The organism is Pseudovibrio sp. Ad37, from assembly GCF_001623075.1.
GTDB lineage: Bacteria > Pseudomonadota > Alphaproteobacteria > Rhizobiales > Stappiaceae > Pseudovibrio.
Window position 1 is genome coordinate 22,201 of record NZ_LMCF01000028.1, and the last position, 15,192, is coordinate 37,392.

Here is a 15,192-nt window from a genome sequence, read left to right on the forward strand (position 1 = left end):
AAACTCTCGGATCAACATCATGCGAAAGACAATTGCGCTCTGGCTCGCCGCCGGAATAGTGGGATTTTGCATATTTCCCTGGTACTCAGTAGAAAGCGGCTTTTGGTCTTTTAGCTGGTTGTTCAGCGAGTTCCTTAGCGAAGACGCCGCACCTGCCCTCTTCCAAGCTCTGCTTTATGGCCGCTGGTGGTTTGTTCCATTAGCATTGGCATTCGTCGGTATCGGCCTGTCGTTTGCTTTGCTGAAAGATGAGCGAACCCGGGCAAAGGCCCTTGTTATTCTGTCTATGACAGACCTTGCTCTGTTGTTTGCGCAGGGCTTTGCAATTGGCAGAGTCGGGCCGGAACTGTTCGCTGATGCCCTCAACTTCGGTTCAGCGGCAGCAGGTCAGGTTGGCTTTGGCTCTGGGGCGATGATCACCGCTGGGGCTCTCCTCTTTATCCTCACCACAAGCATTTCTGGTCTTGGTCAGGGCCGCGGTGATGCGTTCATCGTTGGCAGCATCGGCCTCATTATTGCTTTGGTGATTACCTTTGTTTTCTATCCGGTTTCCCAAATCCTCATCCGCGCCTTTCAAGTGTCAGATGGCAGCATCGACATAACTGCCTTCTTCGGGCGTTTCTTTTCCAGAGATATCTGGAGCCTTGCCTGCCTTGTTGGTGGCGGAACATGCGGTCCGGCCTGGAACTCCGTTTTTCTCGCAGTGCTTACTGGTGCTGGTACAACCCTCCTCGGCCTCGCCTTTGCGCTGGTCGCAACCAAAACCGCGTTTCCTGCGAAAAAACTGCTGCGCATTCTCACCATCATTCCAATCATCACTCCTCCCTTTGTGATTGGTCTGGCGCTGATCCTTATGTTTGGTCGGGCAGGTGTAGTGACAGATGTGCTGCATGATGTTTTTGATATCTCGAAAAGCCGTTGGCTCTACGGTTTCTCCGGCATTTATCTCGCGCAGCTGCTTTCCTTTACGCCGATAGCCTTCCTCGTGCTCATCGGTGTGGTAGAGGGCGTAAGCCCATCCATGGAAGAAGCTTCTCAAACCCTCAATGCATCCCAGTGGCAGACCTTTAAGAACGTCACATGGCCTCTGATGCGTCCGGGTCTGGCAAATGCCTTCCTGCTTGGCTTCATTGAAAGTATTGCCGACTTCGGTAACCCGCTTGTGTTGGGTGGCAACTTCAACGTCCTGTCTACTGAGATCTACTTCGCCATTGTCGGTGCTGTGGCTGACCCATCCAGAGCGGCTGTTCTGGCTGTCGTCTTGCTCATGCTCACCCTGTCTGCCTTTGTGGCGCAGCGCTTGTGGCTTGGCAAAAAATCTTATGCGACTGTGACAGGCAAGGCTGATTCCGGCCAGCATTCGCCGCTGAACTCTGCGCTTAAATGGACATGCTACGGTTTTGCATTGCCATGGGCAGCGTTCACCGCTGTTGTCTATTCCATGATCGTATTCGGCAGCTTCGTGAAGCTTTGGGGCTACGATAACACCTTCACGTTGGATCACTACATTCGGGCATTCTCCGTCAGCTTCAATAACGATATCCGCTGGACGGGTGTGGCGTGGGACAGTTACTTCACCACGCTCACCATCTCCACTATCGCGGCTCCACTCACCGCTGTCGTTGGTTTGCTCACTGCCTACCTGCTGGTGCGTCAGAAGTTTGCTGGCAAGAACCTGTTTGAGTTCAGCACAATGCTCAGCTTTGCAATTCCGGGCACTGTGATTGGTGTGGCTTACATCATGGCCTTCAACACACCACCAATTGAGCTGACTGGCACCAGTATCATCCTGATCATCGTGTTCGTATTCCGTAACATGCCAGTGGGTGTGCGCGGTGGTATCGCGGCTATGTCCCAGCTGGATAAGAGCCTTGATGAAGCCTCCATCACGCTTGGAGCAAACAGCTTCACCACTGTTCGCAAGGTGATCCTGCCTTTGATGGGGCCAGCGATCCTTGCAGCTCTGGCGTATAGCTTCGTTCGTGCAATCACTTCTGTGAGTGCGGTGATCTTCCTGGTGAGTGCGCGCCACAACATGGCAACCTCGTTCATCGTGGGCCGTGTTGAACATGGCGAGTACGGTATCGCGATTGCGTACTCCTCTGTGCTGATCATCACCATGCTGGTGGCAATCCTACTGCTGCAGGTCGTCATTGGGCAGCGCAAGTTGCGTCGTCAGAACCGTCTGCAAACCTCAAACAAAAACAAAGAGCTGGCTTCAGCTTAGTCCTGGAGTTTCTGGAGTAAATCATGTCTATTATGCAAAAAGCAGGCTCTGTACAGTTCCGGGATGTCGTCAAAAAATACGGTTCTGTCACCGCACTGAAGCCTCTCAACCTGGAAATCCAGCAGGGTGAGCTTGTCACTCTGCTCGGCCCAAGTGGTTGCGGAAAAACTACCACTCTGCGTCTCATCGCCGGGTTGGAAGCCGCAACTGAAGGCACCATCTACATCGGTGGTAAGGATGTCACTCACCTGACCGCAACGTACCGCAATGTGTCCATGGTGTTCCAATCCTACGCACTCTTCCCGCATATGAGCGTGGTCGACAACGTGTCCTACGGCCTGCGCGTCAATAAGGTGCCTGCCAAGGAAGCCAAAGCCAAAGCAGAAGAAGGCTTAGCGATGGTTGGTCTGGCTGGTTACGGCGAGCGCCTACCAAGTGAGCTTTCCGGTGGTCAGCAGCAGCGCGTGGCAGTTGCTCGCGCTGTTGTGCTGGAACCGGAAGTGCTGTTGCTCGATGAACCGCTTTCCAACCTTGATGCGAAACTGCGTCGTCATGTACGTGAAGAGATTCGCGAAATTCAGCAGAAGCTTGGCCTGACCGCTGTCTATGTGACGCACGATCAGGAAGAAGCGATGGCTGTTTCTGACCGCATCATCGTGATGAATAAAGCGGAGATTGCACAGTCTGGTACTCCGCGAGAGCTCTACAACCAGCCGAATTCCGCGTTTATTGCCGACTTTATTGGTGATGCAAACGTGGTGGATTGTGAGATTGCAGGTTTCAGTGAAGGCACAGTTTCACTGAAAGTTGGTGGGGCCTCTGTTGTTCTGCCTTACTCTGGTCCGGCGTGTCAGCACGGTAAGCTGGCGATCCGTCCAGAAGGCATCACCGTTACACAAGATGGGACCAATGGCATCGCTGCGGGCATTGCTTACGCAGCTTATCTCGGCAACCAGATCCAGTACTCCCTCAACACTGGATTTGGCAAGTTGTTCGCCATTGATCACAACCTGAGTGCAACGGTCATTCCAACAGGTGCAGAAGCCTTCATCCACCTCAAAGAAGAGGGGCTGGCCTTTTTGCCAGAAGCATAAGGGCTAGGACGGCCACCTCCATCCGAACCCTCTCTTCTAAAACAGAAGCCCGGAGATCCCCCTCTCCGGGTTTCTTTTTGTCTGGCTCATGAGAATGTGTGGGGTGCATGAGGTGTAGATACCCGTATAAACTGTACTTACCTGTATTTGCTGATTAAGTTTAAGTGACACTGCAGTTTTGGGAGGTAGGCCATGGCAAAGAACATAGTGGTGTTTTCAGACGGAACCGGTCAGGAGGGCGGCGAAGGCCCGGACACGAACGTCTATAAACTCTTCAGGATTTGCGAGAACAGAACCAAACGGCAAGTGCTGTTTTATGATCGCGGATTGGGCACGAAAGCGCACCGCTCTCGTGTTACGCGTTTACTGGGCAATGCCACCGGGCTTGGCATCAGCAAGAACCTGATGGAATGCTATCAGTTCATCTTCGAGAATTATCAGGCCAAGGATAAAATCTATCTGTTCGGCTTCAGCCGCGCCACCACCACCGTGCGCAGCCTTGCAGGCTTCATCGAGATGTTCGGCATCCTACCCAAATCCCGACCAGAACTGATCGCCAAAGCCTACAAGATTTACCAGATCAGTGATTGTCATGCGCGAAAAGCCAAAGCACAGGAATTTCGCGAAAAGCACCACAATATGTGGGCAGACATTGAGTTTATCGGCGTGTGGGATACGGTCGCAGCGCTTGGGCTGCCTTGGAAACCCCTTTCCGCTGCCGTCAACAAGCTCCCCGGCTTCAAACATGAGTTCCATGACCTGACATTGCCTGCAGCCGTGAAGAATGTTTACCATGCCTTATCCATTGATGATGAGCGTGAGGTGTTCCATCCTGTCCTGTGGAATGAGAGTACCGCGCCAAACCAGATCATGCAGCAAACCTGGTTTGCAGGTGTGCACACCGATGTTGGCGGTGGTTATGAGGATTCCCGACTTTCAGACATCACATTTAATTGGATGCTGGAGCACGCAGAACGAAACGGTTTGCGCATTCATGAAAGCAGTCGCAAAGCGCTGGTTGCCAAGTTGAATCCGGATGAGACAGGCACGATCCACAATCCGCGTGAAGGCATCTTTGAGTACATCTACAAAGTGAAGCAAAGAATGTGGCCGCGGCTGGATCTGAACGCACGAGAACGCGGGCAACCGCACGTTCATCCGAGTGTGCTTAAGCGGGCGAGCAATACGGAGATCAGCTACAAACCCTGGATGATAGAAAATAACCCAATTGAGGAGCCGCCGATCAAACGGACGGCTAAGGCACGGGAAACTGAAACCTCTTAGGCAAAGAAAAGCCGGAGCAGATGTTGCTGCCCCGGTCTGATTTATTGCGAAGATCACTTGGCTTTTTGATAGCCTGTGATCATTGGGGTGACAAGATCTTCCCGCTTCCACAAACGGTAGAAGAAGATCGCCGCCACGTGCAGAACCACCAGAATGAGCGTTGCGCGGGCCAGAATGCCGTGCCACGCCAATGCGGTGCGGGCGCTGTCGATGCCCACCCATGAAGCCAACGGCCCCACATTGATGTAATCTTCCGGGTCCAAGAACAGACCCAGTGCTGCCTGTGCTCCAATAACGCCGAGCAAAAGGAAGACAAACAGGCCGCCAAGGGGGTTGTGTCCCTTCCAGTTGCTTGCATGCCGTTTTGGCAGTTTGGCAATGTAGGAAAACAGTGCTTTGGGGCAGTAAACAAAGCTTGAGAAACGAGCTGTCTCAGAGCCGATGAAACCCCAAACCAGTCGGAAAGCAATGAGGGCGAGCACTGCATAGCCAAACCAGAAATGCAGCGTCATAACATCTGGCCCAAATTTGCCCAAACCCCATGCGGCGGCAACACAGCCTGCGAAAAGCCAATGGAACAGGCGCAGTGGCAGGTCCCAAACAGGGGCTCCTGTTTTCTCCTGCGTTTCCATGGATTGATCAGTGCTCGCAACCGTCATTTTTTAGAAGTCCTTCGCACGGAATTCTTTGTGGCAGCCTTTACAGGTTCCACCCAGTTTGCCGAGTGCCTTGCCCAGTGCAGGGCGACCTTCGCCAGCTACGTCATTCAGGGCAACAAGCGCCTGATAGAAACCTTTTCCCTTGGCCTGATAGCCTGCCATATCTTCCCAGATGACTGGAAGTGCGCGGGTTTTACCAGGCAGATCAGCGTTTGAAGTGCCCGGAACATAAAGGCCAGCTGCGTTGTAGCTGGCAACTGTCATCATGTTGCCTGCAGCTGCTTTGGCTTTTTCTGGGCTGTATTCAACTTCGCCTTTTGCCATGGCTGCCAGAGCGCCCATATCATGCCCAAGTAAGGTGAAGTAAGCGCGACGGGCGTCTACGGCATCGTCTTTGGTTGTGTCAGCCGCAAAAGCTGAAGTTGCAGTCATAGCGACCAGCGCAGTGATCAATAGTTTACGCATGGATTTCTCCGTGTTTGGTGATTGTCTAGTATTTGATGGGGGTGTTTTTGTTTTGGTTGTTCTGTTCGAAATAAATCTTCTGGCACTGTATAAGGTGACAGCGTCTATTTCTTATCTCTGCCTAGTCTAGTTATGTATATATCCGTACAAGGCGGATTTGAGCTTGCTTTCGATTAGAATAGTTGAGTCAAATATCGCTTCAACGGGAATGTTGTATTAGTTTGTCGCAAGGTGTAACGGATGCTTGCAAGTTGAGGTTGGAGAGGTCATGCAGGCACGGCTTCCTCAATTAAATGGCCCTCATCCATTGTCAGGATACGGTCCGCCAATTGCAGGATGCGGTTGTCATGTGTCACCATCACCGTCGTGATGCCGCGCTTTTCGCCCAGCTCTTTGAGCAGTTTGACCACTGTGAGCCCGGTGTCCTTGTCCAGAGCTGCCGTCGGCTCATCTGCAAAGATGATATCTGGAGAGGAAACGAGCGCGCGTGCGATGGCAACGCGTTGTTTCTGTCCGCCGGAAAGGTGAGCGGGCAGATAGTCACTGCGATCTTCCAGTCCCAGAATGCTGAGCATATGCCGTGCAGCCTTTTCTTGCTGCGCTCCATCGACTGTTGCCTTCACGCCGTTTTGGTGAACTTGCAACCCCATCAGAACATTTTGGGTCGCCGTCAGGCTTTCGTGCAGGTTATGCGCTTGAAAAATAAAGCCAAGGCGCCGCCGCAACATGATCTTCATCGTCTCGTCCGCGCTATGTAGTTCATGACCCAGCAAGGCGAGCTGGCCCTTCTGGACATCACGGAGGCAACCCATAAGCGTTAGCAGCGTGGTTTTGCCGGACCCGGACGGACCCATCAGCACGGTTAGACTGCCTTTTTCGATCTCGAAGTTTACATCAAAGATAGCCTGCTTACGGGCTTCTCCTTCGCCAAACCAATGATTGAGACCGGAGACACTGATTGGAGCATGTGGTGTGTATGTCATCATCTGCTCCCCTTAAAATAGGTCAGCTGGATCAGCATGTGCCAATCGACGCGTTGCAATGGTGCCGGAAAGTGCGCAGGCGGCTAGCGTGCCGAGGAAAACAATGAGCGCTCGTGCCAATGTGAGTCCCACCGGGAGACCGGATTTCAATGCCAGCATCTTGTAAATGCCCATGGCAGCAAACACACCGGGGAAGAACCCAAGCACAGCAAGGACCATGGCTTCCTCAAAGATGATGCTGAGGAAGAAACCTTCACTGAACCCCATTGCCTTGAAGGTGGCATATTCCTTCAGGTGATCGGCCACATCAGTGCTGAGAACCTGATACACGATGACGATGCCCACCAGCACACCGATGATAGTGCCAAACCCGAAGATGATGCCGACTGGCTTTTCTGAGGTCTGGTAGGCCTGTTCATCTGATGCCGCCTTGGCGAAACTGCGGATTCTCAGGGTATCTGTCGGCAATACCTGCTTCAGCAGTTCAACCGCTCGCTCAACAGAAGCGCCTTCTTGCACTTTCAGCAATATGTGGTCTGGCGCACCGGAACTGCGGGAGGGTGAGAGCCGGAGGACGCTCTGGTCAGACATCACCAGATTACCATCGGCACTAAACCCAGCACCAATCTGCAAAGTGCCGATCAGTTTGATCTGACGGTTGCTCATTTCAAACACAGCAGGTGTTTCCGGTGAGAGGGAGTTGAAGAACTCCTCTGTTCCGCCACGTGTTTTGCGGTCTACCAGTGCAGTATCGGGCAAAGCCAACTGCAAAAACTGAGGGCGCAACACTGGTGCCATGAAGTCAATGGCCTCAATGGGAAGCCCAACCAGTTGCAAACCGGCGATCTGGTCTTTCTGCACCCGCCAATCCACCTTGGCGATATAAACAGGAGCTGCTGCTGCAATCTCTGGCAGGGTCAGCGCTTGTAGCATGTGCACTCGGGCAACATTGCCGCCTTCGGTGAGAGACTTGGCATCAGACGCGGAAATCAGAATGTCCGCCTCAAACAGCTCATAGGGCTGTAACGTGGAGCCAGTCAGAGCCCCCATCATACCAAGTTGCACGAACACCAATACGTTGGCGAAGGCGACACCAGCCAGCGCAGCGGCAAAGCGGCCTTTGTTGTGCGTCAGTTGCAGCCAGCCAATGGGCAACCGGCCCAGCACCCATGTGAGAAACCGGGTCACTTGGATGCCTCGTCGATTGCTGGCTGGAAGTAACCGAGGATCTCCAGATTGGTGAGGTTGGCTGCCAGTTCAGATGATGTCTCGTCCAACGTCACAACAACTGTCACCACACGTGCATCCGTGTTTGCAGCTGGGTCGACGCTAATGATGTTCTGACGTCCGACGATCAGCCCGATCTCTGTCAGGGTTCCACGCAGTTCTTGTGTTAAGGCTTCAGCCCACAGAATGACGGCATCGCCGATGTTCAAACGCCCAATCTGGTTCTGGTAAATCTCCATTTCCGCTGTCATTTCGCGGGTGTTGCCAAACTCAATGAGACCAGCAGAAGACGGGCGTTCACCGGGCTGCACTAACAGATCCAGTACAGCGCCATCAAATGGTGCACGGACAACGGATTTCTCGAGATTTACTTCAGCAGTGCGCAAAGCGATTGCAGCGGAGTGCAACTTGCGCTTGGCGAGTTCCACATCGGCCTGAAAGATATCGGCTGAACCGCTGTAGCGTTGCAAGGTTGCGACCTTGCGGGCCACATCCAGCAATGCACTTTCAGCCTCAGCTTCTGCGCGGTCCAACTGAGCCTGAGTGACGACTTTGCGGGCAAACAGAGACTTGGTGCGCTCAAGTTCCGCCTGTGCCAGATCCGCGTTGGTTTTGGAACGGTTCAGATCAGCCTCATTTTCCACCTGACTGGCAGTGATGGAAAGCTGTACTTGTCGGAGAGATGCCTCAGAAACCGCGATTTCCGCCTTGGCTGCCTCCACACTGGCTTCCAGCGAAGGGCGATTGTCCAACGAGGCGAGCACAGTACCTGTCTCAACCTAATCACCGACTGAGACTGGCAACTCCGCAATGCGGGCATCCCCTGCCCCGAATGGCAAGGCGATGGTTGAAACACCGTCTCTTGGGATCAGCTTACCAAGTGCCACCACAGCGCCAGCTTCCAGCGCTTTAATGTCTTCTTTGGTCACTGTCGTGTTGATTGGAACTGCAATTTTCTGATTGCTTCCACCGCCCGGCACCAGCCCCGTCATCTCATAAAACAGGCGCAGGCCAGCGGGTTGGAAATACATGCCCATGACGCCACCAGTGAACATGATGGCGATGAAGACAGGGACAAACAGAATAATCCGTTTGAACGGCAAGCCCTTGCGAGCATTGCCGGAAATAGACGAAATGCCAGTGTCTTCCAAAGGCAAATCTTTGTTTGGCGCGTTGTGATGGGTCACAGGACCACCTCTGCTGTGACTTGTTAATTAGTACATTCATATATTCTAATATGAAAATCACGCAACCCAAAAATTGTACGGATTTGTAACACAGGCGGAATTTGCGTTTTGGGTGCGATGGGTGGACTTGGAGGTGGACCTGAACTGCCTTTTACAGCAGTTCAGGTTTTATGTGTTGCACTTAAGCTCGGACTGCCTGTTGGGTGTCTTCTTCTGCGATGCGGGTGAGGAAGGTGTCTACTTCGGCGGAGAGGTCGTTGGTGACTTGCTCCAGCAAGGCTGAGGACTTGTTGGCTGCTCCGGCTTCAGTGGTTGTTTCGTTGATTGCGCCGCTGACGGAAACAACGTTGCTGGCGGCCAATGCAGTTCCGTCGGATGCTGCCTGAACGGCCTGGGCGATCTCTGCGGTTGCCATTTGCTGCTGTTCAACGGCATCAGAGATTGAGGAGGTCAGCTCGCTGATTTCTTTCACCGCCGCCGTGATAGAGCCAATGGCTTCGACTGTGCTGCGCGTGGAGCTCTGAATACCGTTGATCTGCGCCGAAATCTCCTCGGTGGCGTGCGCTGTCTGGCTTGCCAGAGTTTTCACCTCTGTGGCTACCACCGCAAAGCCCTTGCCCGCGTCCCCTGCCCGTGCAGCCTCAATGGTTGCGTTGAGCGCCAGCAAGTTGGTTTGCTCGGCGATGTCGCGGATGAGGTTTAGAACGGTGCCAATTTGCTCAGCGGACTTTGCAAGGGCAATGACTTCATTGTCCGTGGTCTGCGCGATTTCAGAGGTGGACTTCACCAGTGTATTGGCGCGTGTGGATTGGCTGGAGATCTTCTGGATAGAAACAGACAGCTCCTCCGCTGCCGCTGCAACGGTCTCCACGTTTTGTGACGCGCTGGCAGAGGCTTCGCCTGCGCTGTTGGCCTGCTGGGTTGCCTGATTGGCCACATCGAACAAGCGCTCAGAGGAACTGCGCATTTCCATGGACTGGTTGGAAAGCATGGATACATTGCGTTCCAGAACCACGCGGAACTGCTCGACAACCTCTTCTTTTTGCTGTTGGCGCGATTGCTCGCGGGAGCGCTCTGTTTTGGCGCGCTGTTCCAGCTCACGGCGGGCGATTGCGTTCTCTCGGAACACCATGACCGCGTCCTGCATCTTGCCGATTTCGTCTTTGCGGGCGGCAAGATTGAGGTCCACATCAACCGCACCGGAGGCAAGCTCATCCATCTTGGAGGTGAGCGAGACGATTGGTTTGCTGAGGCTGTTGGCGAGCCAGAGAGCAAAGCCAAGACCGCCAAGACCTGCGATCAACGCAAAGCTGAGGGAAATGATGTTCAGCCGCCGTGCATCCGCATTGGCCTGCGCAAGTGCTGACTGACTGGCGGTAACGGTGGATGATACAATCGCGTTGATGGAAGCCCGAAGTGCCTGATTGTGGCGCTCGATCTTCTCTTTGGTCGGGATCATGCGGGATGGTGTAATACCCAGCAGGATAGCCGCATCTTTACTCCAGTTTTTAAAGCTGGTCTGCGCTGAAACAACGGCCTGCTGCATCTCGTCATTGAGCGCGACCTCTAACGTCTCCTCAATGTCCATACCCAGAGACGCGTTGATGTCTTTGAACTCGCGGCGAAATTCTTCAGGCTCAATGAAAGTGGTCATGGCCAGAGTTGTATCGACAACTTCTTTGGCATGCTCGAAGTGGTTGACAATGGTGAAGGAAAGGCGCTGTGCTTCCAGCGCTTTCAGCGTTACACGACCAAGATTTTCACGGCCTTCGGCTGCCTGCCAGACGAGGAATGCCATCAGCGCCATAGCGACAATGATGAGGCTCAGGATCGGAATGAAGATTTTACTACGAATAGTCATGGATCCGGTCCTTAGTTTGGCAGCGTTGGCATTGGTGTTTCAGTCCGCTCGGCGGTGAGCGAAACAAGGAATGCCTTGAGGTCCTGAACTTCCCGTTCAGACAGGTCAAGCGGACGTACATGCTCGGATCGGGATGGACGCTCAATGCCGCCAGCATTGTAATGCGCGATCATGGTTTCCAGATCAGGAATGCTGCCATTGTGAGTGAATGGCGCACGGTAGGTCAGATTGCGCAGGCCCGGAGTTTTGAAAGCAAACTGAGCTTTGGGATTGTCTTCCTCATAAAGCCCGCGGCCAATGTCTTCGGTTGGTGTGCCAATGTCATGAAACTTGTTGTCCGTGAAGTTCCATCCTCTATGGCAGACTGCGCAATTGCCTTTGCTGTTAAACAGTTCAAACCCACGTTTTGCAGAGGTTGAGATCGCACCCTCGTCTCCTTCAACCCAACGGTCAAACGGAGACCAGCCGGAAACAACCGTGCGCTCATACGTGGCGATTGCGGTCAGTACAGTGTCGCGTGTGATGCCATCCTGCGGGAAGACAAGGCCAAACCATTTGTTGTAACCGGGGATCTCATCCAGGATCTCGACGATGGCTTCAAACTTGCCGTCCATCTCTTCCGGATTGGTGATCGGTCCAGCGGCCTGCTCTTCCAACGTCTCGGCACGGCCATCCCAAAACATAGGTGCAACCCAGGCAGCGTTGAGGACTGTTGGAGCCTGACGCCCAAGCAGAGTGTTGGCTGACCCAACAGCAGTCGGAACAGGCACTTCATAACCAAAGGATGGGTTATGACAACTGACGCAGTTGATGTTTTTATTGCCAGACAAGCGAGGATCGAAGAACAGCATCTTCCCAAGCGTTGCCATCTGCGGAGAATATGGTGCGCTCTCCGGAAACGGAATTTCCAATGGTCGGCGATATTGCTCTTTCAGCGAATTGATGTCTGCAGCACTCAAGGGAGATGAGGTCAGCCCCAACACAACGGCAGCAGACACATAGCCTGCAACTCTTCCTAGAAATGACATGATGCTCTCCCCTAAGCAAATATAAGGGAGATCCCCTAGACGAAGAGAGGTTAATGAATGCTTTATCGATTGTTTTGATTAGGCACCTTCACTGATATGTGATGTGAGTTTAAGTGGCTTTCCACTGATGACTCCAAAAATTGCGGTTCTACAGTGAGTTACGAAGCATTTATTGCCTGCAAAACGCGTATTGAACTGGCGCAATAGTGTCTCTGGAGCGTCCTCAATATGCTCAGCGCATGCATGTAAGGGTAAGTTCTACAGCTTGACTCCGCTAAGAATCTCTTATGTCCCTCGTCAGTTGAATCCAGCTGAACCGGTGCCCCCACTTTTCAAAGCTTGTGACAAGAGTATGCCTCGCTACTGCCCCTTCTTAACTCTTTGTTAACGAAATCGCTTGTCTGCGCTTATCAATGGCATCCATTCGCAGTTCAGGTGAACCCGTTGACGTGTATCTGTTTAGCATAGTTACACACTGTCAGACGAAAGAGACAAGTACTCGGCATATCTTGAGAGATTTAAGTGCCTTAGTTTTTGTAGTCTTAAGGGTTTAAATGAGCGGCGGCGTCACATTTTTCAAGCCGGCACGGTTGTTGTGTTCTGGTGGCTTCTATCAATCTCTTCTTCTTTCCACGGCCATCATTGTGCTGCCGAGCGTGGCAATCATGCCAGCGCGTGCGCAATCTGTGTCGCCCCAACCTCAATGTTCCATCAGCGGATCAATCGGGTGACTTGTCAGTTGGGGTTGATATCGACGGGGGAGCGGGAGGAACTTACACTAATCTGATCATCGAAAACGTCACGACAAACATCACACCCTCCGTTTTTCTTTCAGGCATTTTATTTGAATCCAACGGCGATATCACGATCAACAGTGATACAGGTGACTTTATCAATTCGACAGATGGCCGGAACGCAATTGAGGTGGAGCCAGCTGGCGGGGATGTCTCCATTACGCACACTGGTGGTATTCAGACAATAAGCCAATACGCCTCTGGTGTTGAGGTGAGGAACGCTGATGCAGTAACAATCACCTATACCGGCGATATTACAACGGATGGCTATTACAGCCGAGGTATTGAAGCTGTTTTGTCTGAAGAGATTACGATCACCCATACTGGTGATATTGCCACGACTGGCAATATGTATGCTCAAGGGATCTATGCGACCACGCAAGCTGGCAGTACTGGTGCCATAACCATCACGCAGACCGGTAATGTGGATACAGCGGACACATCAAGTACAGCCTTGTTTGCGCGTTCTGATGGGACGGGAGATGTTGACATCACGCATGTCGGAACGTTGACCACTACTGGTAACGACTCGCGCGGTATTTTTGCACGCGCTCGCGGCGTTGGAACGGTGACGATCGACCAAAATGGTACCATCACCACAGGCGGCAACGCCGCGTATGGTATCATGGTGTACTCCGAGAACACCGCGACTGTGACACACAGTGGAACGATCAATGCCAATGGCACAAACTCGGATGGGATACTGATTTCAGATGGCCTTGCACCTGTGAGTACCTTTCAGGTCAACCTGACCAACAGCACCATCAATGCACAGTCGTTTGGTATCAACATTCAAACTGTGGGTGTCACCACATTTACCTTGAACGGCACCAACTCAATCACTGGTGTGTCGGATGACATCAAGGGAGGAGGTGGAGATGATACCATCAACAACTCCGGCACGCTGACGTCAACCAATGGCATTGATCTGGATGCTGGCACCAACGCTTTCAACAACCTGAGTGGCGCAACTTTTAACTCAGGAACCTCGGTTGTTCTTGGGGCAGGTAACATGCTTACAAACGCCGGTCTTATTTCTCCGGGTGGCGAAAGCGGTATCGAGAGCACCGTGATAACAGGTGATTTTGATAGTGTGGAAGACACCTTGTTTATTGATTGGAGTTTGTCCTATGGTGCCAATTTCGTAAACCTGCCTGCGACTGCTATTGCCGATAATTTTTGTGGCTTTGCTAGCAACGAAAATCAGCGGTCTGTGGCTTGCATAGGTTTGGACAGCTTGCCGCTTTCAGACCCATTGCCGCAGGCTTTGCTCGGTCTTTCCAACGGAGCAGAGGTGCGTGCGGCTTATGATGATATTCCAGGCGAAATCTATGCCTCCATCCAGGGGGCATTGGTTGAGAACAATTATCGCCGGATGGCCTTGATCAACAACCGTATCCGCAATGCTGATGCATCGCTCGGCTCCATCTCAACAGCTTTTGTGCCTGAGGATCCCATGGAGCTGGAAGAAGACCGCCGAAACGACTTCTGGGGCATTGGTTACGGGGCACGGTCCAACACGTTTGGAACCAGTGATACTGCGTCATTGGACAACAGTCTGGGCGGTTTGTTCTTTGGGTATGACCGGGAATTTGCCGAGGAAACGCTCGCGGGTGTTCTGGGTGGTTATGGCCGCACCAATGCGAAACAGGATGCGCGCTCCTCCAGCGGATCGGCGACAACATGGTCCATCGGAATCTATGGAGAGACGGTGGCCAAAGATATCGGCTTTGTTCTGGCGGGTATTTACAACTGGCACTTCCTTGAAGGGTCGCGAACGGTGGACTTCTCGACCATCAACGAGCGTGAGCACAGCAGCTATAAAGGTCGCGGCTGGCAGTTTTATGCCGAGGCCAACTATGAGTTTCCTGTGATGGAGGCGTTCGCGTTTGAGCCTTTCCTTGGCGTTTCCTATATCGATGTGCACACAGATGGCTTTGCGGAGAATGTCGGAACTGCGGCCTTAACCAAGCAGGGTGGCAGCTTTGACAGCACCTTCACCAATCTGGGTGTGCGGGGTGCTTATAACGTCTATGACTTGTTCAACGTCAATGCTTTCCTCAGCTGGCGACATGCCTATGGAGATGTTGATCCTTCGGCCTTGCTGGCCTTTGCGGGCAGCACTGCCTTTGGTGTGGATGGGGCACCAATCTCGCAGGATGCATCTGAGCTGGAAGTTGGCCTTGATGCCCGTGCGGCTGACAACCTCTTTGTAAACGCAGAATACAATGGTCAGTTTGGTGACAACGCGACCATTCATGTTATCGAGTTAGATTTTACGATCAAATTCTAAGCCTCGTAGATATCGAGCCTTCATAACTCGCTGAGGCCCCTCCTGCGGGATGGGCCTATAGTCCCAGATTGTTGCAAGCGTAATCTAAAA

The 15,192-nt window shown here is 52.8% G+C and carries 11 protein-coding genes and 1 pseudogene; 4 read left to right on the forward strand and 8 right to left on the reverse strand.

Features of this window, described 5'->3' with window-relative positions:
- The first annotated feature begins 19 nt into the window (after window positions 1–19).
- The 3 genes from PsAD37_RS08620 (at window position 20) to PsAD37_RS08630 (ending at window position 4,605) form a co-directional block, all read left to right on the forward strand.
- Window positions 20–2,227, forward strand: coding sequence for an iron ABC transporter permease (locus tag PsAD37_RS08620; RefSeq protein ID WP_063295795.1), 2,208 nt, complete (start codon window positions 20–22; stop codon window positions 2,225–2,227).
- A 23-nt stretch (window positions 2,228–2,250) separates the two neighbouring features.
- Window positions 2,251–3,321, forward strand: coding sequence for an ABC transporter ATP-binding protein (locus PsAD37_RS08625; protein WP_063293066.1), 1,071 nt, complete (start codon window positions 2,251–2,253; stop codon window positions 3,319–3,321).
- A gap of 192 nt (window positions 3,322–3,513) precedes the next feature.
- Window positions 3,514–4,605: a DUF2235 domain-containing protein gene (locus PsAD37_RS08630; RefSeq protein WP_063295796.1), complete on the forward strand. Its 1,092-nt coding sequence runs from the start codon at window positions 3,514–3,516 to the stop codon at window positions 4,603–4,605.
- Window positions 4,606–4,658: 53 nt separating this feature from the next.
- Here PsAD37_RS08630 and PsAD37_RS08635 read toward each other — a convergent pair whose 3' ends face one another.
- From PsAD37_RS08635 to PsAD37_RS08665, 8 genes and pseudogenes are all read right to left on the reverse strand, one after another.
- A complete protein-coding gene (locus PsAD37_RS08635) occupies window positions 4,659–5,264 on the reverse strand; it encodes a cytochrome b/b6 domain-containing protein (RefSeq protein ID WP_063295797.1) in 606 nt (201 codons plus the stop codon).
- 3 nt (window positions 5,265–5,267) lie between these two features.
- Complete coding sequence (locus PsAD37_RS08640; protein ID WP_063295798.1) at window positions 5,268–5,729, reverse strand: cytochrome c; 462 nt, start codon at window positions 5,727–5,729, stop codon at window positions 5,268–5,270.
- 266 nt (window positions 5,730–5,995) lie between these two features.
- Window positions 5,996–6,712, reverse strand: a complete 717-nt coding sequence (locus PsAD37_RS08645; protein ID WP_063295815.1) for an ATP-binding cassette domain-containing protein — start codon at window positions 6,710–6,712, stop codon at window positions 5,996–5,998.
- A gap of 12 nt (window positions 6,713–6,724) precedes the next feature.
- Window positions 6,725–7,900 (reverse strand): FtsX-like permease family protein, encoded by a 1,176-nt coding sequence (locus PsAD37_RS08650; protein ID WP_063295799.1) that lies wholly within the window; start codon window positions 7,898–7,900, stop codon window positions 6,725–6,727.
- Window positions 7,897–8,706, reverse strand: a pseudogene (locus PsAD37_RS08655) (HlyD family efflux transporter periplasmic adaptor subunit); the annotation flags it as partial. The gene PsAD37_RS08650 and the pseudogene PsAD37_RS08655, both read right to left, overlap by 4 nt.
- Before the next feature lie 12 nt (window positions 8,707–8,718).
- A complete protein-coding gene (locus PsAD37_RS28690; protein WP_208991780.1) occupies window positions 8,719–9,126 on the reverse strand; it encodes a hypothetical protein in 408 nt (135 codons plus the stop codon).
- A 181-nt stretch (window positions 9,127–9,307) separates the two neighbouring features.
- Window positions 9,308–10,987: a methyl-accepting chemotaxis protein gene (locus tag PsAD37_RS08660; RefSeq protein WP_063295800.1), complete on the reverse strand. Its 1,680-nt coding sequence runs from the start codon at window positions 10,985–10,987 to the stop codon at window positions 9,308–9,310.
- An 11-nt stretch (window positions 10,988–10,998) separates the two neighbouring features.
- Window positions 10,999–12,015: a cytochrome-c peroxidase gene (locus tag PsAD37_RS08665; RefSeq protein WP_063295801.1), complete on the reverse strand. Its 1,017-nt coding sequence runs from the start codon at window positions 12,013–12,015 to the stop codon at window positions 10,999–11,001.
- 732 nt (window positions 12,016–12,747) lie between these two features.
- On the opposite strand from PsAD37_RS08665, the gene PsAD37_RS08670 reads away from it, so the two are divergent.
- Window positions 12,748–15,102: an autotransporter outer membrane beta-barrel domain-containing protein gene (locus PsAD37_RS08670; RefSeq protein WP_208991781.1), complete on the forward strand. Its 2,355-nt coding sequence runs from the start codon at window positions 12,748–12,750 to the stop codon at window positions 15,100–15,102.
- Window positions 15,103–15,192: the final 90 nt, after the last annotated feature.

Bases quoted from the DNA above. Each gene is read 5' to 3' on its own strand.
- PsAD37_RS08630 (WP_063295796.1), top strand. From the start codon at position 3,514: ATGGCAAAGAACATAGTGGTGTTTTCAGACGGAACCGGTCAGGAGGGC.
- PsAD37_RS08640 (WP_063295798.1), bottom strand. From the start codon at position 5,729: ATGCGTAAACTATTGATCACTGCGCTGGTCGCTATGACTGCAACTTCA.
- PsAD37_RS08625 (WP_063293066.1), top strand. From the start codon at position 2,251: ATGTCTATTATGCAAAAAGCAGGCTCTGTACAGTTCCGGGATGTCGTC.
- PsAD37_RS08635 (WP_063295797.1), bottom strand. From the start codon at position 5,264: ATGACGGTTGCGAGCACTGATCAATCCATGGAAACGCAGGAGAAAACA.
- PsAD37_RS08665 (WP_063295801.1), bottom strand. From the start codon at position 12,015: ATGTCATTTCTAGGAAGAGTTGCAGGCTATGTGTCTGCTGCCGTTGTG.
- PsAD37_RS08645 (WP_063295815.1), bottom strand. From the start codon at position 6,712: ATGACATACACACCACATGCTCCAATCAGTGTCTCCGGTCTCAATCAT.
- PsAD37_RS08620 (WP_063295795.1), top strand. From the start codon at position 20: ATGCGAAAGACAATTGCGCTCTGGCTCGCCGCCGGAATAGTGGGATTT.
- PsAD37_RS08660 (WP_063295800.1), bottom strand. From the start codon at position 10,987: ATGACTATTCGTAGTAAAATCTTCATTCCGATCCTGAGCCTCATCATT.